This window comes from Rhizorhabdus antheiae (assembly GCF_049889055.1).
In the GTDB taxonomy this organism is placed as follows: Bacteria; Pseudomonadota; Alphaproteobacteria; order Sphingomonadales; family Sphingomonadaceae; genus Rhizorhabdus.
This window is the reverse complement of the sequence record NZ_JBLTWO010000006.1, coordinates 267,123-285,392: the sequence shown is the minus strand read 5'-3', so window position 1 is coordinate 285,392 and position 18,270 is coordinate 267,123. Positions and strand designations below refer to the sequence as shown.

Below are 18,270 nucleotides of genomic sequence, written 5' to 3'. Positions count from 1 at the left end.
CTTATTGTTTTACCCCGTTTTCCGAGTCACCAGATGATTCCATCTGGTTCGAAAACGCTCTAGCAACCCCATGCTCGTTCGGATCGACGGCGAAGATGATCGCCTGACCCGGCGCACCGACCAACAGCGCAAATAGCATGCACCACGCCGTCGCTCGCAGCGCCCACGCGCGCATGAGATGCTATAAACGGCTTGGCGAGGGGTGCTGCCCTTGTTCGATGTGCTTGCGCAAGGCCGTGAGTTCGCCGATCGACGAGTGCACATTGCGGTAAAGGGTGGCAAGGGCGACCTCGACGTCGGCTGGCCGCTCACCCGCATCGCGGTGCACCCTGCTGATCTGCCCGGCAAGAAATTTCTCCCCACGGAGCAGTTCGTCCACTGCGGCTTGCTCGCCATCGAGCAGTGCCGACTTCAGATCGAGGAACAGCCGGTGCGCGGTACCGAGCAGCGTGCCGTGCTGTTCGGTATGGCCGCCATAGGCCTCGCCCGCCCGCCGCAGCGCGATGGCGAGCCGCTGCCGCTCGAGTGCGTGCATTTCGCAGTAGTTGTACCAGCCGAAGCCATATGTGTGCGAGGCGATGTGCTCATAGCCTGCGACACTGTCCATGACAGTTTCGACCAAAGCTTGGATGGCCGCATGAAGCCGCTGAGACATGACGGAACACCCTCCGGTCCCGATGCTCGGCTCGTGAGTGGCTTAAATCAATTCAGGACAATTCCTGTTATCCTGCGGATTCCACTTAAGAAAAGACCCACCTGAGGGTGGGCCTTTGATGGTCTCGAAGATGAAACGGCCTTACATTGCCTGCAGGACCGTCGGGTGCGTGCGGCGTCCGCGCAGTACGGCGCCGACGAGGCCGAAGCCCAGAATGAGCATGGCCCAGGTCGAAGGCTCGGGGGCAACGACCGGATTGCTGCTGCTCGACAGGCTGGACAGATCGCCTTGGAAATAATTGTTGTGGATCTCACCATTGGCATTCTGGCGAACATTGTTGCCGATCACCGTGCCATCGATATTGCCGCTGTTGCCGCCCGTGATGTCGGCGAAGACGCCGAGGATCGAGCCGCTGAACTGCCGGCCGATATCGACCGTGGTTGCCTCGTAGAAGTTGAACAGAACGCGATTGTCACCGGTGAAGCGGTTGAAATTGCGGTTGAAGTCGATGTCGGTGCCCGCGACGTTTATGACCAGCGTGGCGTTGGTAGGTAGCGTTATCTGCAGCTGCTGGTTCGAATTGCCTTCAAACATCGCTTCCGACCAGTTGAGGACGTTGAGTCCGCTATTGGCGACTGTGATCGTCTGGTTGTTGCTGTCGCCCCCGACGGTCACGCCGGCCGTGTTGGCAAGGGTCGCGAGATTCTGGCTGAGGCTGGTCAGCGATACCTTGATGTCGTTGGTCTGTGCGTTGATCGTGCTGGCGAAATTGGCACCGCCGGACTGAAAGGTCGTGTTGTTGGCGAAGGCGCTGTTCGATCCGCCATAGGTCACGACATTATTGCCGTTGTTGTTGAAATTGCCGCTGATCGACCCGCCGACGGCGATGCCGCCTCCGGCATTGACGCTGCCCGCCATCTGCGCGCTGCCGCCAACGGTGAGCGCCGGCGTGCCATATTGGCTGGCGGGGATATTGTTGTTCTGGATCGTGAAGTTGCTGCCGGCCGTGAAGCTGCCGCCGACATAGACCCTGCCGTCGACATGGTTGTACGACTGGAAATTGTTGAAGGAGACGACGTTCCATTCCTTCATCGCCGCGATGCCCGTCGAGATCGACTGTCCGACCAGCGCAGCTTGCGCCGCTCCCGCAGACAGGATGGCCAGGGCTCCGGCGATGAGCATCGGAAGCTTGAGGAACGGACGCATTACAATACTCCACGGCGTCGGTTGCGAGGCAGAGCCCCATCAGTCGAGAACAGCCAATACTCCATTCCCGGTATCATTTCCAGTAACAAATGCAGGAACTGGCGAAGATTGGCGCCACTTGAGTTGTAAAAAACTCCGACACTTTTGTATCAAGAAGCCGCAATCATGTATAGCTGAAGTCATAACGAAGTAAAAAAACGAATAAACCGTAAACTATTGCAACGGCAAAGCGCAAAAAAAGCCCCCGCACGGGAGTGCGAGGGCGGAGAATGCGGTACCGAAGGCCTGGTCAGGTCAGAAGCGGGACGACCTGGTGCCAGCCTTCCCAGATCATCTTCACCGCGACATAGAGGATCACGATGAGGCCGACATAGGCGATCCAGCGATAGCGCTCGATATATTTGGCGATGACGTTGGCGGCGACGCCCATCAACGCGACCGACAGCAGCAGGCCGATCACCAATATCCCGGGATGCTCGCGTGCAGCGCCGGCGACCGCGAGCACATTGTCCAGGCTCATCGACACGTCCGCGACCGCGACCGCCCAGGCGGCGCCGAGGAAGGTCTTGGACTGCGGGATGCCGTCATGCTCGGTCGGATCGTCGCCTGCGTGCATGCCCGAATGTCGGATTTCGCGGAACATGCGCCAGGCGACCCACAGCAGCAGCAAGCCGCCGGCGAACACCAGTCCGACGATGTTCATCAACCTGCTGACCGACACGGCGAAGATGATGCGGAGCACCAGCGCGGCGACGATACCGATCAGGATGACCTTGCGACGCTGGCCTGCAGGCAGGCCCGCAGCAAGCGCGCCAACGACAATCGCATTGTCGCCGGCCAACATGACGTCGATCATCAGCACTTGCAAAAAGGCCGACATGGCCGCCGGGCTGGTGATATTCGCGAAATCCGCGACGATATGGTTCCAGAGTTCGAGCATGTGACCTCAGTAGCCGAAACGCCATTTCTGTCGAGACTGTTCCGGCGTCCGCTTGCATAAGCCGGGCTTGCGCGCCATGGGGCGCGCTAGCTCTCTGACAGGGACCAGGATGCCGTCGATCATGGTGGCGAAGCGCGATACCCCCTTCCGCCTGTGCTTCCTGTTCAACGCCCAGCGTCATCAGATGCTGCACGGCCTGTCGACCGCCGCCTTGCTCGGCCGCCGCAGCGACATGGAGGTGTCCATCCTCTCGCCGGCCCCAGGCCATCTCGACTATGCCCGCTGGCTGGTCGATCGCCTGGGCGGAAGTTCGATCCGCTATGAAGGCTTGCAGTCGTCCCTGCTCGAAGGCGCGCGGCGCCTGACCGGCGCGGCGGTTCCGCCGAAGATATTGACGCTGATGGTCCTTGCCCGCCGCTTGCGGCATTATGATGCCATCGCCCTGCCCGAGCGCACGTCGATCGTCCTGAAACGGCTGGGCGTGCGGCATCCGCGCTTCATTCATCTTGACCATGGTGCCGGCGATCGCGCCGCCGGCTTCGATCCGCGCATCCGTCTGTTCGATTTCGTTCTGATGGCGGGGTCCAAGCACCGCCGGCGGATGCTGCGCGACGGGCTGATCCGGGAAGGCGCGCATGCGGTGGTCGGCTATCCCAAGTTCGAAGCCGCCGACGCCGCGCGCGATCCGGCCTGGACACCCTTCCCCGGCGATGATCGGCCGGTGGTTCTCTACAACCCTCATTTCTCCGAGCTGGGATCCTGGCAAGTCATGGGTGCCAAGCTCATGGCTGCCTTTGCCGCGCAGGATCGCTATAATCTGATCGTCGCCCCGCATGTCAGACTGCTCGACGGGCAGCGCGCGCGCGCGCGGTGGCAGCCGCTGTTCGACCGCTATCGCGGCCATCCGCGCATCCATGTCGATCCGGGCAGCGACCGCTCGATCGACATGAGCTATACCAGCCTGGCCGACCTCTATGTCGGCGACGTCAGCAGTCAGGTCTATGAATATCTGCGCGAGCGGAGGCCCTGCCTGTTCCTCGATGCGCATGGCGTCGACTGGCGCGAAGACGAGAATTACGCGCATTGGCATTTCGGCCCGGTCGCAGGTGCCGACGCCGACATCATCGCTGCCGTCGACCAGGCGTTCGCCTCGCACGAATCCTATCGGGCGGTGCAGGACCAGGCCTATGACGAAACCTTCGATGCATGGGGCGAGAGCGGTTCGCAGCGGGCGGCCGACGCCATTGCCGGCTATCTCCAGAGCCTGACCGTCGTCCGCTGAACCCCGGCTGCTAAACCCGAAACCAGCGCGCCGCCACAAAGCCAAGCCCAACCGCGAGCCCGACGAAAAGGCTGAACCCCGTCACCACCCAGAAGGAGGCGGGATGATGGGCATAGGGAATGCCGTCGACATTCATGCCGAACAGTCCGGTGACGAAGGTCAGCGGCAGGAAGATCAGCGCGACGATCGCGACGATCAGCGAGCGGCGATCGATCTTCTCGGCGCGCAGGTCGGTGATCTGCTCGTGCAACAGCGCCGACCGCTCGCGTACCGCCTCGAGCTCCTCGCTCATCCGCGCGAAACGGTCCGCTGCTTCGCGCAGGTGGACCCGGTCGTCATCTTCCAGCCAGTCCTGTGGCAGCTGCGCCATCGCCTCCAGCGCCTGCCGCTGGGGCACGATGAAGCGGCGATAGCCGATCGCCGCCGAGCGCGCGCGAGCTATGTGGCGGCGCAGGTGGAGCGTGTCACCCGACAGGGAGAGCTCACACTCATCGACCTGGTCGCCCAGATCGGCGACGACCGGATCGAGCCGGAGGCTGATTTCGAGCGCCAGTGCGGCGATCAGGTCGCCGGGATCGCAATAGGCCCCCTGCTCCATCCGTTCGCGGAGCTCGTCGAGCCCCGCCAGCTGGCGGAAACAGACTGAGACGACGCGGCCCCGCTCCGCCCACATCCGGATCGAGACGAGCGCATCGCCGTCGTCATCGGGGTGGAGGCGCAGGCCGCGCAGGTTGATGAGAACTCCCTCGCCCATCGACTGGCAGCGGGGCCGCGTTTCCATCGCCAGCAGATTCTGGCGGACTGTGTCGGGCAACGCCATGTCCGCTCGATCGAGCGCCGCCGTCGCCTCGCTCTCGCGGCCGTCGATGTGGATCCAGCGAAAGGGCGCGACATCCTTGCCGATCGACCATCCCGGCGTCATCGCACCCTCTCCAGATCGAGCGACAGGCCGGGGCCGGGCGCGGGTGGCGGTGCATCGCAGGCCAGCCGCTCCGCATCGGCGCGGGCGCGGTGGAGGATGGCGGGCGCGATATCGGCGCGGTGGAAGATACGGTCGGCCTGCCCCAGCAACCGCGCCTCGCGCAGCGTCAGATCGTCGGGATGATCGGAACGGAGCCGGATCCGCACGAGCCGGTCACCGACCTCCTCGGCTTCGGCCACCAGCCAGTGCGACACCGAGGCTGCGGCGCCGTCGCGAAAGGGATCGATCGGGCCGCCTTCGGCCAGCCCGGCGTCGATGGCGCGCCGCCGATCGTCGGGGGCTGGCCAGCGGCGGCGGATCGCCTCACGGGCTTCGTAGAGCGCTTCGGCAAGCCGCCCTACCCCGGCGGGCAGCAGCGTCTCGAGCCGCTGGCGCAGCACCTTGCCCAGCCCGGCCGAGCGGCCGCCGGTGCCGATCGCGACGATCACCGGATCGCGGTCGACGATGGCGGGTGTGGTGAAGTCGCACAAAGCCGGCCGGTCGACGACGTTGACGAGCAGGCCGCGCGCCTTGAGCCGGGCGGCGACGGCCTCGCCCTCCGCAGCCTCTTCGCAGGCGACGAAGGCGATCCGGGCAGCACGATCCTCTTCGCCGACCGGGATCGCCCCGGCACGCTCGATAAGCCGTCGCTTGGCATCGGCGGTCCCGCCCTCGCCGACCAGGATCACGGGACGTCCTTGCAATGACAGGAAAAGCGGCAGGCTGTGCATGATCCGCTTGTCGCCCGCACAGCCTATTTTGCCAAGCTGCTTCCGCCGTGGCAGGGCAGAGCAGGTGTAGCACAAAAGGAAATCATGATGCAGGCGAAGCGCGCAGTCGGCCCCTTTTCGGTCAACCCCATGGGCCTGGGCTGCATGAGCCTGAGCGCTTCCTATGGACCGCAGCCCGACGAGGCCGGATCGGAGCGTCTGCTCCACCGTGCGCTCGATCTGGGCGTCGACTTCCTCGATACGGCAGCGATCTATGGCAACGGCCATAATGAGACGCTCGTCGGACGGACGCTGAAGGCGCGCCGCAGCGAGTTCGTCCTCGCCTCCAAATGCGGCTTCCGCGCCACGCCGGACAATCCGCGCGCGGTCGACGGATCGCCGGCCTCGATCGCCGAGACGCTCGACAAGAGCCTGCAGCGGCTCGGCCTCGACCATATCGACGTCTATTATCTCCACCGCCCCGATCCCAAGACCCCGATCGAGGAGTCGGTGGGGGCGCTGGCGAAGGCGGTCGAGGCGGGCAAGATCGGGTCGATCGGCCTGTCGGAATGTTCGGCCGACCAGCTGCGCCGAGCGCATGGCATCCACCCCATCGCTGCGCTGCAGACCGAATATTCGCTGTGGACGCGCAATCCGGAAATCGCGGTGCTCGACGCCTGCCATGCGCTCGGCACGACCTTCGTCGCCTTCTCGCCAGTCGGGCGTGGCTTCCTGGCGGGGGCGATGGCGCCGGGCTGGCAGCCGGCCGACGGCGACCTGCGCGGCACGATGCCGCGCTTCCAGGAACCCAATCTCAGCCATAATCTCGAACTTCTGCGCCAATTCGCAGATATCGCGACGCAGATCGGATGCACTCCGGCGCAATTGTCGATGGCGTGGCTCCTGCACCGCGATCCGACGCTGGTGCTGATCCCCGGCACGAGCAGCGTCGCCCATCTCGAAGAGAATATGCGCACCGTGGACGTGCGGCTCGACGCCGGACGGATGGCCGCGCTCGACGCGCTGATCAACGAGCGGACGGTGGCGGGCAGCCGTTATGGGCCCGCCATGCAGGCGACGGTCACTACCGAAGAGTTCGCCTGAGCCCGGCTGCGGCATTCCGCCGCGCGCCCCGTCAGACCAGCGTCTTGATGAAGGCCTGGATCGACTCGCGCAGTTCGGGGCGCTCGAGCGCCAGCGCGATATTGGCCTGGATGAAACCGGCATTGTCGCCGCAGTCGTGGCGCTCGCCGTCGAAGGTCAGCGCGTGGAAGGGCTGCGTTCCGATAAGCTTGGCCATGGCATCGGTCAGCTGGATCTCCCCGCCGGCCCCACGCTCGCCCTTGTCGAGCAGCGCGAAGATTTCGGGCTGGAGGATATAACGGCCGACGATCGCAAGACGCGACGGCGCGGTCCCGGCGGCTGGCTTTTCGACCATCCGCCGGACCTCGGTCACCGCGCCTTCGCTCATGCCCGGATCGACGATGCCATAGCGGTGGGTATGCTCCTCGGGCACTTCGAGCACCGCAACGACATTGCCGCCCTTGGCTTCATAGGTCTCGACCATCTGCTGAAGGCAGGGTGAAGCCGGGTTCCACAGCAGCTCGTCCGGCAGCAGCACGGCGAACGGCTCGTCGCCGACCAGATCGCGTGCGCAGGCGACCGCATGGCCGAGGCCCAGCATCTGCTGCTGGCGGATGAAGGCGGCGTGGCCGGGCGTCAGCCGCGTGGCTTCGAGCCGGTCGAGAAACTCGGTCTTGTTCTTGGCCGCCAGATCGCTCTCGATCTCATAGGCGGAATCGAAATAGTCCTCGATCGCATATTTGTTGCGACCGGTGACGAAGATCATCTGCTCGATCCCGGCGGCGCGGGCCTCGTCGACCGCATATTGGATCAGCGGACGGTCGACCACCGGCAGCATCTCCTTGGGCACGGCCTTGGTGGCCGGCAGGAAGCGGGTGCCGAAGCCCGCGACCGGGAAGATCGCCTTGCGAACGGGTTTCATCGTCTCTCCCTCACATCCACGGCGGAAGCTGGTCGGCGGCGATCAGCGCCTCGATCGGCTGGCGCTCGCGCACCACCGCCCAGTCGTCGCCCCGAACCAGCACCTCCGGGGTCAACGCGCGGCTGTTATAGGTGTTGCCCATGGTCGCGCCATAGGCGCCTGCCGTCATGAAGCTCACCAGATCGCCCGGCTCGACCGCATCCATGACGCGCTTCTTGGCGAAAGTATCCCCGCTTTCACAGATGGGACCGACGATGTTCGCCGTCATGTCGGCACCGTTCGGCGTAACGCTGCGGATATCGTGCCAGGCGTCGTAGAGGCTCGGCCGCATCAGATCGTTCATTGCGGCGTCGACGATCACGAAAGGATCGGTCACGCCCTGCTTCACCCGGATCACCCGCGTGAGCAGCACGCCGGCGTTGCCGACGATCACGCGGCCCGGCTCGAACAGCAGGCGCACGTCCCAGCCGGCCGTCACTTCGCGCACCATCGCGCCATAAGCGGCGGGGAGCGGCGGCACCGGCTTGGCGGGGTCATAGGGCACGCCGAGTCCGCCGCCGAGGTCGGCGGTGACGATCGCATGGCCGGCGGCGCGGAGGTCCGCGATCAGTGCGCCGATCTTCTCGAAGGCGGCGCGCGACGGGGCGAGGTCGGTCAGCTGGCTGCCGATATGGACCGCCACGCCCCGCACCGACAGGCCGGGCAGCTCGGCCGCGCGGGCATAGGCGGCAAGCGCGCGGTCATAGGCGACGCCGAATTTGTCCTCCGAGCCGCCGGTCGAGATCTTGGCATGGGTGCCGGCGACGACATCGGGGTTGATCCGGAAGGCGATCGGCGCCTCGACGCCCATGGCGGAGGAGACCTCCGACAGCATCTCGGCTTCGGGTTCGGACTCGATGTTGAACTGGAAAATGCCCTCGGACAAAGCGAGACGCATCTCGTCGGCGGTCTTGCCGACGCCGGAGAAGACGATCTTCTCGGCGGGGATGCCGGCTGCGCGGGCGCGCAGCAGCTCGCCACCCGACACCACGTCGGCGCCCAGGCCGAGGCCGGCGAGCGTCGCCAGCACCGCCTTGTTGGGATTGGCCTTCACCGCGAAGGCGATCAGCGGGCCGTCGGGACCCGATTCGACCTGCGCCAGCGCCTCGCGAAACACCGCCACATGGCGTGCTATCGTCGCCGAGGAATAGACATAGACCGGGGTGCCCACCGCCTCCGCGATCGCCGGCAGCGGCACGCCCTCGGCATGCATCACGCCGTCCTTAAGCTCGAAATGGTCCATCTCGTCCCCGTTGTCGGGCGGGTCAGGCCCTGCCCGCAAATGGCCGCGTACCGAGTCCTTCGGCACGGGCGGCGTTGGATATCGTCTGCCGGTGTTGCGATCAGCCCGGCGGCGGCAGGTTGAAACGGTCGTCCGGCCGCTCTTCCGACCGGCGTAGCACGTCGTCGCTGCGCACCGGCCGCGACTCGACGGGAGGGGTCAGCAGGTCCTGCACCGTCGGCTGGGTCGCGGCCGTTGCGGGCTTGGACGGCAGGGCCTTGCCCTCGGGCGGGCGCAGCACATCGCGCTTGCCGCACCCGGCGAGCAGCAGCAGCGCGATGGCTGCGGCGCAGGCGGCGTAGCGGCGCGCGCTCATGCCGCGATCCCCAGGCGTGCCTTGGCGTCGGCGATGCGCTGGCGCACCTGCGACGGCGCGGTGCCGCCATGGCTCGCGCGGCTTTCGACCGAGGCGTCGACCGACAGCGCCCGATAGACGCGCTCGTCGATCCGTTCGTCGATCGACTTGAGCGCCTCGATCGGCAGCTTGTCGAGCGCCAGCCCCTCGCGCTCGGCGAGCTTCACGGCGGTACCGGTAATGTGGTGCGCCTCGCGGAAGGGGATGTCGGCGACGCGGACCAGCCAGTCGGCGAGGTCGGTCGCGGTCGAGAAGCCCTGCTCGGCCGCCTGGCGCAGGCGCGGGGCGACGAAGGTCGCGGTCTCGATCATGCCGGTCATCGCCGCGATCGACAGAGCGAGCAGGTCGTGCGCCTCGAACACCGGCGGTTTGTCGTCCTGCATGTCCTTCGAATAAGCGAGCGGCAGGCCCTTCATCGTCATCACCAGCGCGGTCATGCAGCCGGCGATGCGCCCCGAATGGCCGCGCACCAGCTCGGCCGCGTCGGGGTTGCGCTTCTGCGGCATGATCGAGGAGCCGGTCGAATAGCTGTCGGGCAGCTTGACGAAGGCATAGGGCTGGCTCGCCCAGATGATGAACTCTTCGGCCAGCCGCGACAGGTGCAGACTCAGCTGGGTCGCCGCCATCAGATAGTCGAGCGCGAAATCGCGGTCGCTGACCGAGTCGAGGCTGTTGTCGGTGGGGCCATCGAAGCCCAGCGCTTCGGCAGTGCTGTGACGGTCGATCGGAAAGCCGGTGCCCGCGAGCGCCGCCGCACCGAGCGGGCAGCGGTTCAGCCGCTTGCGCGCGTCGGCGAAGCGGCTGCGGTCACGGCCGATCATTTCATAATAGGCCATCAGATGATGGCCGAGGGTCACCGGCTGGGCGACCTGCAGGTGGGTGAAGCCTGGCATGACGCTCGCGGCATGTTCGTCGGCGCGCGTCACCAGCGCGACCTGCAGCGCCTGGAGCCCGGCGTCGACCGCATCGATCGCGTCGCGCACCCACAGCTTGAAGTCGGTCGCGACCTGGTCGTTGCGCGACCGTGCGGTGTGAAGCCGTCCCGCCGGCGCGCCGATCAGTTCGGCCAGCCGGCCCTCGGTCGCCATGTGGATGTCCTCCAGCGCGAGGTCCACCGGCACGCCCTTCTCGGCATATTCGGCAGCGACCGCGTCCAGCCCGCGCACGATCTCGGCGGCATCGGCCTCGCTGACGATCTTCTGCGCAGCCAGCATCGCAACATGCGCCTTCGATCCGGCGATATCCTGTTGCCAAAGTCGCTTGTCGAACGGGATCGAAGCGTTAATCTCGCGCATGACTGCAGCGGGGCCTTCGGCGAAGCGCCCTCCCCACATCTTGTTGGAGTTGTTCGTGCGGCCGTTGATTGCCTGTCTCCTCGCTCTGGCGCTGGCCGCCTGCGATAGTAAACCCAAGGACGCCCCGCAAGGCGGCGTACCCGCCGAATCCGTAGGCCGCGTCGATATTTCGCAGCGCGGCAAGGAAATGCCCGCGATCCCCTTCGCCGACGAGAAGGGCGGCCCCGCGACCCTGACCCAGTTTCGCGGCAAGCCGCTGATGGTCAATCTGTGGGCGACCTGGTGCGCGCCCTGCGTCGCCGAGATGCCCGCGCTCGACCGGATGGCCCAGGAAGAAGAACGCTTCCGCCTGATCACGGTCAGCCAGGATCTCGAAGGCGCCAAGGTCATCGGCCCCTTTTTCGAGCAGAAGGGCTTCAAGGCGCTGACCCGCCATTCGGACCAGCAGAATGTCCTGATGCAGGCGCTCGGTACCGAGACGCTGCCGACGACCGTCTTCTATGACGCGCAGGGCAAGGAGCTGTGGCGCGTCTATGGTGCGATGGACTGGAATGGCGCGCCCGCGAAGAAGCTGATCGCCGACGCCGTCGCCCCGGCCAGCTGATCCGCCCCCGCGCGCAACTCTGCCCGGTCGGAGGGAAAATATGCGTCCGATGGAACCGTCACGAAAGCCGTGGCATTTTGCCTGACAGGAGCGGTCCCCGACGCTGGGGATCAGGGTGGGAGTGACGCATGGACGCGGGGGAACGGAAGCCGATTCGCTATGAGCAGGGGACTTTCCTGCTGATCGTGCTGCTGGTGAGTGTCGGTTTCGCGGTGGTCATCGCCCCGCTTTTCGCATCGATCCTGTGGGCACTGGTGCTCACCATCCTCTTCTATCCGGTCAACAAGGCGCTGCAGGAGCGCATGCCGGGCAAGGAAGGGTGGGCAGCGTTCCTTACCCTGTTGCTGATCACGGTGATCGTCGTGCTGCCGGCGCTGTTCCTCGCCTCGGCGCTGATCGACGAACTGCTGACCTTCTACGCGAAGATGCAGTCGGGGCAGGTCGACCTGGCCCAGCTGTTCGGCCAGATGACGGCGGCCTTGCCCGACTGGGCAGAAAATCTGCTGCGGCGTTCGGGCTGGACCGACTTCGATCAGGCCCGGCGCCAGCTGACCGAGGCGCTGAGCGGGAGCTTCGGTGCGCTGGCAGGACAGGCGCTGCTCGTCGGACAGCAGGCGCTGCATTTCACCCTGATCATCGGCGTGATGCTCTACCTCGCCTTTTTCCTGCTGCGCGACGGCGAAGCGCTGGGCAAGACGGTGGTCGAGTCGGTGCCGCTCGAACCGCATCAGCGCAATGCGCTGGTCCGCAACTTCATCGTGGTCACCCGCGCCACTATCAAGGGCAGCATGGTCGTCGCCATCGTCCAGGGCGCGATTGGCGGCGTGGCGATCTGGGCGCTGGGGCTGCAGGGCGCGCTCTTGCTCGGTACGATGATGGGCATTGCTTCGCTGATCCCCGCCGTGGGCGCCGGTCTCGTCTGGGTCCCGGTCGCGCTCTATCTGCTCGCTACCGGCGCGGTGGTGAAGGCGATCATCCTCGTCGGCCTCGGCGTGCTGGTGATCGGCATGGTCGACAATATCCTGCGCCCGTTGCTCGTCGGTCGCGACACGCGGCTGCCCGACTATGTCGTGCTGATCACGACGCTGGGCGGTCTCGAGGTGTTCGGGATTCATGGCCTGGTCGTGGGGCCTGTCATCGCCGCGATGTTCATCAGCGTCTGGACCATCTTCGCCGACGCCCGCGCCCGCGAAGCCTGATCCCGACATAAAGCCCCCGGCGCCGTGAAAGCGCCGGGGAACCATCGTCAGCCCATGCGGTGCAGGGCGCAGAGCTTGTTGCCGGCGGGGTCACGCAGATAGGCGAGATAGAGGTCGCCCATGCTGCTGGGACGGACGCCCGGGGGATCCTCGCAGGCGCTGCCACCTGCGGCCAGACCGGCGGCGTGCCAGGCATCGGCCTGCTCGGGGCCGGACACGGAGAAGCCGATCGTGCTGCCATTGCCGGGGCCGGCCGGCTCGCCATTGATGGGCTTGGTGATGGCGAAGATGCCGGTCGGGGTCATCCAGAACACGCGGTCATCGCCGCCCGCACCGGGGGCTACGCCCAGGACGCCGAGAATGGCGTCGTAGAATTTCTTCGATGCCGCGATGTCGTTCGCACCGAGCATGATATGGCTGAACATGGAACGTCTCTCCTTGTGCCGGCGACCCCCCGGCCGCCGCGCGGCAAGGATTGGCACGGACTTCGGGACCTGTCGATGATCCCTGCGGGGAAGATCGGGACAGCTGCCTTGCAATGCGCGACAGGCCGACCGATCTTCCGCGCATGACGATGCCCAGTCTCTACATTCCGCATGGCGGCGGCCCCTGTTTCTTCATGGACGATCCGCAAGGCATGTGGACCGGCATGGAGCGCTTCCTGCGCGACCTTGCGGGCCTGCTGCCCGAACGCCCGCGCGCGATCCTGATCGTCACTGGCCATTGGGAGACCGAGGGGTTCCGGCTGACCGGAACCGCGCGGCCCGATCTCGTCTTCGACTATTATGGCTTTCCCGAGCACACCTATCGGCTGCGTTATCCGGTACCGGGAGATCCGGCGCTGGCCTCACGCGCCGCAGCGCTGCTGGAGGGCGCCGGACTTGCAGCCGGCGTCGATCCCGATCGGGGGCTCGACCATGGCGCGTTCGTACCATTGATGGTCGCTTTTCCCGATGCCGATATACCGGTGGTCGAGATGTCGCTCGACCGGAAGCTCGATCCGCTGCTCGCGGCGCGGGCCGGTGCGGCGCTGCAGCCGCTGCGCGACGAGGGTGTGCTGATCGTCGGCGCGGGCATGAGCTTCCACAATATGAAGGCCTATCGCCAGGCCGGCGCGGCAGAGCCTTCGCGCCTGTTCGACGACTGGCTCGGCACGGCAGTCGAAGGGCCGGCCGGCGCGCGCGCCCAACGTCTGGCCAGCTGGGCCGACGCCCCCGCCGGTCGCTATGCCCACCCGCGCGAGGAGCATCTGCTGCCGCTGATGGTGGCGGCGGGCGCATCGCAAGGCCCCGGGAAGAAAATCTATGGCGAACCCGTAATGGGGACGATGATATCCGGTTTCCGCTTCGACTGAGGCGGTCGCCGCCTGGCGCATTCGAAGTTTCTCTTGCGGCTGGCGAAGAAGAACTGGCCCGCCTTTGTCTTGTCGATTAATTTGATTGAGATAAGGACGGAGACATAGCGGGGGTGGCATTCGGCCTATCGTCCGGTGCTGGGGAGAAAAGCTGCCATGTTCGTGTTGCCCGAACTGACGATGGAGCAAGTCCACTCGATCCTGCCCTTCATCGGCGTCGGCTTCGTCGCGCAGCTGGTCGATGGCGCGCTGGGCATGGCGTTCGGCGTGATCACCAACACCCTCCTCGTCAGCATCATGGGCGTCGCCCCGGCGCGCGCCTCGGCCAGCGTCCATCTGGTGGAAAGCTTCACGACGGCGGCGTCGGCGATCAGCCATGTCTATCACCGCAATATCGACTGGAAGCTGTTCAGCCGGCTGGCCGTGCCGGGGATGCTCGGCGGGATCACAGGGGCCTATCTGCTCGCCAATGTCGACGCATCGGTCGCGCGGCCCTTCGTCATGGCCTATCTGACGGGCATCGGCGTCTATCTGCTGTGGCGGTCCTGGCGGATGAACCATGGCGGCGAATATAAGGCGGCCAAATTCGTCGAGCCGCTCGGGCTGACCGGCGGCTTTCTCGACGCGGCCGGCGGCGGCGGCTGGGGCCCGGTGGTGACGTCCAACCTGCTCGTGCAGGGCACCGAGCCGCGTTACACGATCGGCACGGTCAACACCGCCGAGTTCTTCCTGACGACGACGATCTCGCTGACCTTCATTCTGACGCTGGGCCTGGAGGCCTTCTCGATCGCGGCGGTCGGCCTGATCATCGGCGGCCTGCTGGCCGCGCCGCTCGGGGCGATATTGGCGAAGAAGATCGAGGCGAAGCGCCTGTTGCTGCTGGTCGGTATCGTCTTGACGGCGACCAGCCTCTACAGCCTGTGGCGTGCGCTGCACTGAGGCAGCGGACGGTACGCAATGCTACACTTACCGGATTCCGGCGGCGTCCTCTCCATTGCAGCGCGCTGGCCTGAGCACCGCTGGCGGAAAGAACTCGGGACTTAAGCCGCCAGGATCGATTGCAATTCATGCGGACCGAGCGGCTGGGCGAACTTGACGCCGATCGACCGGCCTTCCGCCCACATCACCCGGCCGAGCCGTTCGAGACGCGGCCAGTGCAGCCAGACGAGGTCGCGGATATTCTGCGTCTCGGGCAGTTCGATCCGCGCGCCGCCGCGCGACAGATCGAGCACGCGCACAGGCACCATCTGCCCGCCCGACATGACCGTCCCGAAGATCAGCGTCTCGTTGCGCTCGCTGCGCCGCCGGTCCGCATCGTTGGCTTCCGACTGGCCGGTGATCCGGGCCAAAGCGTGGCGGGAAATATCCTTCAACCGTTCGAGCATCCGTCTCTTCCTCGCGGATATCGTGGATCCGCCGCTGTCGTTCCTGTTGATGCTCCAGTCGCACAAGCGGGCCTTGCGCGGCCATTCGGGATTACCCGCAATCCTTTGCGGATTGTACGGAGGAGCGGGCGGGGCGTTGGCCTATCCTGTGTCCACTGTCGGCATTGCGCCACGGCGATGGCCTGATATGTTCCGGTCTTGTTCCAAAGCGACTCGGGGGAAGGCCATGGCCGAGGACGACAGTTACGATCCGCATCATGCCATGGTGAGTGGGCACCGGATCCCGCTGCCGGTGCTCGGCATCCTCCGCGACAACGAGCTTTGCTATTTCGACGATGCGTGGTTGCTGCGCGAATTTCCCGAATATGTCGCGGCAGACGACATCCTGACCGGGATGGAGATGTTCGACGACGATGGCGGCCATTGGCGGGTGCGCGCGGTGCGGCGGGTGTCGCCGGCGCCGGGGCCGCGCCGCTGGTGGCAATTCTGGCCCTTCTGGAAAGCGCCCAATGCGATCCTGGAGTTCGATCTCGACCGGCTCGACGATGTCGATTTCAAGACGGTGCGCGACAGGGTGATCAAGCTCACCAAGGTCGCGATGGCCGACGACGAGCCCGAGGACCGCAAGGAGGTGCTGGCCAATCTGCGCCGCGCTGAGGACCTCAAGGATCTCGCCGAGGAACTGGGCCTGCCCGATTGCGTGGGTTTCTTCGACTGACGCGCGACGTCGGCGGGCTCTGACGGTTGCCCCATCGCCCGCGCGCCCTTACATCGGGCGATGACGCCATGAGGGTCATTCGCGAAGGGGCTTAGATGCTGGTTCTCCTGTTGCAGATCGTGAACAAGCTGCTGGATGTGTTCACCTGGATCGTGATCATCCAGGGAATCATGTCCTGGCTCGTCGCCTTCAACGTGATCAACACCTATAACGACTTCGTCCGGCAGGTTCTTTTCGCGCTGCAGAAGATCACCGAGCCCGTCTATCGCCCCGTGCGCCGCATCATGCCGGACTTCGGCCAGCTCGACCTGTCGCCGCTCGTCGTCCTGCTGCTGATCTACATCGTGCAGATGGTAATCCGCTACGGCATGGTCCAGGCGGCTGCGGCGGGCGTCTGACGGCCTGGACTCAGACGGCGGACGGATTGAAGCTCGCCGTCCGCGTCACGCCGCGCGCCGGTCGGGACGCGATCGAAGGCGTGGTGCGCGGCGATGACGATCGCAGCTGGCTTTCGGTCAAGCTCTGCGCAGCACCGACCGATGGTGCGGCGAACGAGGCGCTCGTCCGGCTGCTGGCCAAGGCGCTGGCTATTGCACGTCGGGACGTGACGCTGGCCAGCGGCGCCACATCGCGTCTAAAGAGGCTCGAAATACAGGGTGATCCGGCGCGCCTCGCGGCCGCACTCGAAACCATCGTCAGGGACAAGGCATGAGCGCGGACATCATCGACGGCAAGGCATTCGCGGCAGGGCTGCGCGGGCGGGTGGCGGCGCTGGTCGGCCCGTTTCGCGCGGCGACGGGACGTGCGCCCGGCCTCGCGGTCGTGCTCGTCGGCGAGGATCCGGCCAGCCAGGTCTATGTCCGCTCGAAGCACAAGGCGACGGTCGAGGCGGGGATGGAGAGCTTCGAGCATCGCCTGCCGGCCGATGCGACGCAGGACCAGCTTCTCGCGCTCGTGCGCCAGCTCAACGAAGACGAGCGCGTCGACGGCATCCTTGTCCAGCTGCCGCTGCCCGCGCCGCTCGACGAGCAGCAGGTGATCGCGACGATCGACCCCGACAAGGATGTCGACGGATTCCATGTCGTCAACGCCGGACGGTTGGCGGTGGGCCAGCCCGGCTATGTCCCCTGCACCCCGCTCGGCTGCCTGATGCTGCTCAAGGATCGGCTCGGCGATCTGTCGGGCCTGAACGCGGTGGTGATCGGCCGCTCCAACATCGTCGGCAAGCCGATGGCACAGCTGCTGCTGGCCGAAAGCTGCACCGTCACCGTCGCGCACAGCCGCACCCGCGATCTGCCCGAGGTCGTCCGGCGGGCGGACATCGTCGTCGCGGCGGTCGGCCGCCCCGAAATGGTGCGCGGCGACTGGATCAAGCCCGGCGCGGTGGTGATCGATGTCGGCATAAACCGCGTCCCCGGCGCGGAGCCCGGCAAGACCCGGCTGGTCGGCGACGTCGCCTATGACGAGGCGGCGGCGGTCGCCTCCGCCGTCACCCCCGTCCCCGGCGGGGTCGGGCCGATGACGATCGCGGTCCTCCTGCGCAACACGCTGGTCGCCGCCCACCGCCGCGCGGGCGTCGAGCTGGCTTCGGACGCGATCTGAATGTCGCTGTTCGAGCCCGATATGCTCGCGCTGTTCCTGTCGGCCTTCGTGACCCTGTTCGTGGTCATCGACCCGCCGGGCTGCGCGCCGATCTTCGCCAGCCTGACGCGCGACGCACCGCATGGGCAGCGGCGCTCGATGGCGATTCGCTCGACCGCGATCGCGACGGTGCTGCTGCTCGTCTTCGCGCTGGTGGGGGAGAAGTTGCTGGCGACGCTGGGCATCAGCCTCGACGCCTTCCGCATCGCCGGCGGCATCATGCTGTTCCTGATCGCGCTGGAGATGGTGTTCGAGAAGCGCACCGAGCGCCGCGAGGGCCGCGCCGACGAGATCAGCCGCAAGGCCGCCGAGGAGCGCCGGCCGATCGAGGACATCTCGGTCTTCCCGATGGCGATACCGATGATCGCCGGCCCCGGCTCGATCGCGACGGTCATGCTGCTCGTCTCGCGCAGCCACGGGCTTCAGCAGACCTTCGTCGTCCTCGCCGCTCTGGCCGCCGTCCTCACGCTCACCCTAGCCGCCCTTCTCGCGGCGGGCCCGCTGATGCGCGTGCTGGGGCCGAAGCTCGAAGCGATGATCACCCGCGTGCTCGGCGTGCTGCTCGCCGCGCTTGCCGCGCAGTTCGTGATCGACGGGATCAGGACCTCGTTCGGCATCGCCTGAGCGGCGCGCGCCCGC

General features: G+C 66.1%; 22 protein-coding genes. 11 read left to right on the top strand and 11 right to left on the bottom strand.

The window, feature by feature from the left end; all coding sequences use genetic code 11:
• Positions 1–181: 181 nt before the first annotated feature.
• The 3 genes from ACNI3R_RS13685 to ACNI3R_RS13675 form a co-directional block, all read right to left on the bottom strand.
• Positions 182–655, bottom strand: coding sequence for a DUF2383 domain-containing protein (locus ACNI3R_RS13685; RefSeq protein WP_426184191.1), 474 nt, complete (start codon positions 653–655; stop codon positions 182–184).
• 141 nt (positions 656–796) lie between these two features.
• On the bottom strand, positions 797–1,861 hold the full coding sequence (locus tag ACNI3R_RS13680) for a choice-of-anchor A family protein (RefSeq protein ID WP_426184189.1): 1,065 nt from the start codon (positions 1,859–1,861) through the stop codon (positions 797–799).
• A gap of 289 nt (positions 1,862–2,150) precedes the next feature.
• Complete coding sequence (locus ACNI3R_RS13675) at positions 2,151–2,801, bottom strand: TerC family protein (protein ID WP_426184187.1); 651 nt, start codon at positions 2,799–2,801, stop codon at positions 2,151–2,153.
• 109 nt (positions 2,802–2,910) lie between these two features.
• Here ACNI3R_RS13675 and ACNI3R_RS13670 point away from each other — a divergent pair, with 109 nt between their 5' ends.
• On the top strand, positions 2,911–4,083 hold the full coding sequence (locus tag ACNI3R_RS13670) for a hypothetical protein (protein ID WP_426184185.1): 1,173 nt from the start codon (positions 2,911–2,913) through the stop codon (positions 4,081–4,083).
• A gap of 10 nt (positions 4,084–4,093) precedes the next feature.
• Here ACNI3R_RS13670 and ACNI3R_RS13665 read toward each other — a convergent pair whose 3' ends face one another.
• Positions 4,094–5,005, bottom strand: a complete 912-nt coding sequence (locus ACNI3R_RS13665) for a zinc transporter ZntB (RefSeq protein WP_426184183.1) — start codon at positions 5,003–5,005, stop codon at positions 4,094–4,096.
• Positions 5,002–5,775: a precorrin-2 dehydrogenase/sirohydrochlorin ferrochelatase family protein gene (locus tag ACNI3R_RS13660; RefSeq protein WP_426184181.1), complete on the bottom strand. Its 774-nt coding sequence runs from the start codon at positions 5,773–5,775 to the stop codon at positions 5,002–5,004. The genes ACNI3R_RS13665 and ACNI3R_RS13660 overlap by 4 nt, the downstream gene beginning before the upstream one ends.
• 87 nt (positions 5,776–5,862) lie before the next feature.
• On the opposite strand from ACNI3R_RS13660, the gene ACNI3R_RS13655 reads away from it, so the two are divergent.
• Positions 5,863–6,858: an aldo/keto reductase gene (locus tag ACNI3R_RS13655; RefSeq protein ID WP_426184208.1), complete on the top strand. Its 996-nt coding sequence runs from the start codon at positions 5,863–5,865 to the stop codon at positions 6,856–6,858.
• Between the two features lie 31 nt (positions 6,859–6,889).
• On the opposite strand, the gene galU is transcribed toward ACNI3R_RS13655, so the two are convergent.
• The 4 genes from galU to argH form a co-directional block, all read right to left on the bottom strand.
• Complete coding sequence (galU, locus tag ACNI3R_RS13650) at positions 6,890–7,759, bottom strand: UTP--glucose-1-phosphate uridylyltransferase GalU (protein WP_426184179.1); 870 nt, start codon at positions 7,757–7,759, stop codon at positions 6,890–6,892.
• A gap of 10 nt (positions 7,760–7,769) precedes the next feature.
• Positions 7,770–9,041, bottom strand: coding sequence for a diaminopimelate decarboxylase (gene lysA / locus ACNI3R_RS13645; RefSeq protein WP_426184177.1), 1,272 nt, complete (start codon positions 9,039–9,041; stop codon positions 7,770–7,772).
• A 100-nt stretch (positions 9,042–9,141) separates the two neighbouring features.
• Positions 9,142–9,396, bottom strand: coding sequence for a hypothetical protein (locus tag ACNI3R_RS13640; RefSeq protein ID WP_426184175.1), 255 nt, complete (start codon positions 9,394–9,396; stop codon positions 9,142–9,144).
• Positions 9,393–10,769, bottom strand: a complete 1,377-nt coding sequence (gene argH / locus ACNI3R_RS13635) for an argininosuccinate lyase (protein ID WP_426184173.1) — start codon at positions 10,767–10,769, stop codon at positions 9,393–9,395. The genes ACNI3R_RS13640 and argH overlap by 4 nt, the downstream gene beginning before the upstream one ends.
• A gap of 16 nt (positions 10,770–10,785) precedes the next feature.
• On the opposite strand from argH, the gene ACNI3R_RS13630 reads away from it, so the two are divergent.
• A complete protein-coding gene (locus ACNI3R_RS13630) occupies positions 10,786–11,334 on the top strand; it encodes a TlpA family protein disulfide reductase (RefSeq protein WP_426184171.1) in 549 nt (182 codons plus the stop codon).
• Between the two features lie 128 nt (positions 11,335–11,462).
• Positions 11,463–12,533: an AI-2E family transporter gene (locus tag ACNI3R_RS13625; protein WP_426184169.1), complete on the top strand. Its 1,071-nt coding sequence runs from the start codon at positions 11,463–11,465 to the stop codon at positions 12,531–12,533.
• A gap of 47 nt (positions 12,534–12,580) precedes the next feature.
• Here ACNI3R_RS13625 and ACNI3R_RS13620 read toward each other — a convergent pair whose 3' ends face one another.
• Complete coding sequence (locus ACNI3R_RS13620; RefSeq protein ID WP_165323448.1) at positions 12,581–12,958, bottom strand: VOC family protein; 378 nt, start codon at positions 12,956–12,958, stop codon at positions 12,581–12,583.
• A gap of 143 nt (positions 12,959–13,101) precedes the next feature.
• On the opposite strand from ACNI3R_RS13620, the gene ACNI3R_RS13615 reads away from it, so the two are divergent.
• Together ACNI3R_RS13615 and ACNI3R_RS13610 are read left to right on the top strand one after the other, a co-directional pair.
• The gene (locus tag ACNI3R_RS13615) at positions 13,102–13,887 is read left to right on the top strand and encodes a DODA-type extradiol aromatic ring-opening family dioxygenase (RefSeq protein ID WP_426184166.1); all 786 of its coding nucleotides are present in this window, start codon (positions 13,102–13,104) and stop codon (positions 13,885–13,887) included.
• Between the two features lie 156 nt (positions 13,888–14,043).
• Complete coding sequence (locus ACNI3R_RS13610) at positions 14,044–14,826, top strand: sulfite exporter TauE/SafE family protein (RefSeq protein WP_426184164.1); 783 nt, start codon at positions 14,044–14,046, stop codon at positions 14,824–14,826.
• Positions 14,827–14,927: 101 nt separating this feature from the next.
• Here ACNI3R_RS13610 and ACNI3R_RS13605 read toward each other — a convergent pair whose 3' ends face one another.
• Positions 14,928–15,272 (bottom strand): PilZ domain-containing protein, encoded by a 345-nt coding sequence (locus ACNI3R_RS13605; protein WP_426184162.1) that lies wholly within the window; start codon positions 15,270–15,272, stop codon positions 14,928–14,930.
• 226 nt (positions 15,273–15,498) lie between these two features.
• Here ACNI3R_RS13605 and ACNI3R_RS13600 point away from each other — a divergent pair, with 226 nt between their 5' ends.
• From ACNI3R_RS13600 to ACNI3R_RS13580, 5 genes are all read left to right on the top strand, one after another.
• Entirely contained in the window at positions 15,499–15,990 is a 492-nt protein-coding gene (locus ACNI3R_RS13600; RefSeq protein ID WP_426184160.1) for a hypothetical protein, read from the top strand.
• Positions 15,991–16,085: 95 nt separating this feature from the next.
• A complete protein-coding gene (locus ACNI3R_RS13595; protein ID WP_426184158.1) occupies positions 16,086–16,388 on the top strand; it encodes a YggT family protein in 303 nt (100 codons plus the stop codon).
• Positions 16,389–16,414: 26 nt separating this feature from the next.
• Positions 16,415–16,702, top strand: coding sequence for a DUF167 family protein (locus ACNI3R_RS13590; protein WP_426184156.1), 288 nt, complete (start codon positions 16,415–16,417; stop codon positions 16,700–16,702).
• On the top strand, positions 16,699–17,592 hold the full coding sequence (gene folD, locus ACNI3R_RS13585) for a bifunctional methylenetetrahydrofolate dehydrogenase/methenyltetrahydrofolate cyclohydrolase FolD (protein ID WP_426184154.1): 894 nt from the start codon (positions 16,699–16,701) through the stop codon (positions 17,590–17,592). The genes ACNI3R_RS13590 and folD overlap by 4 nt, the downstream gene beginning before the upstream one ends.
• A 21-nt stretch (positions 17,593–17,613) precedes the next feature.
• On the top strand, positions 17,614–18,255 hold the full coding sequence (locus ACNI3R_RS13580; protein ID WP_426184205.1) for a MarC family protein: 642 nt from the start codon (positions 17,614–17,616) through the stop codon (positions 18,253–18,255).
• Positions 18,256–18,270 lie beyond the last annotated feature (15 nt).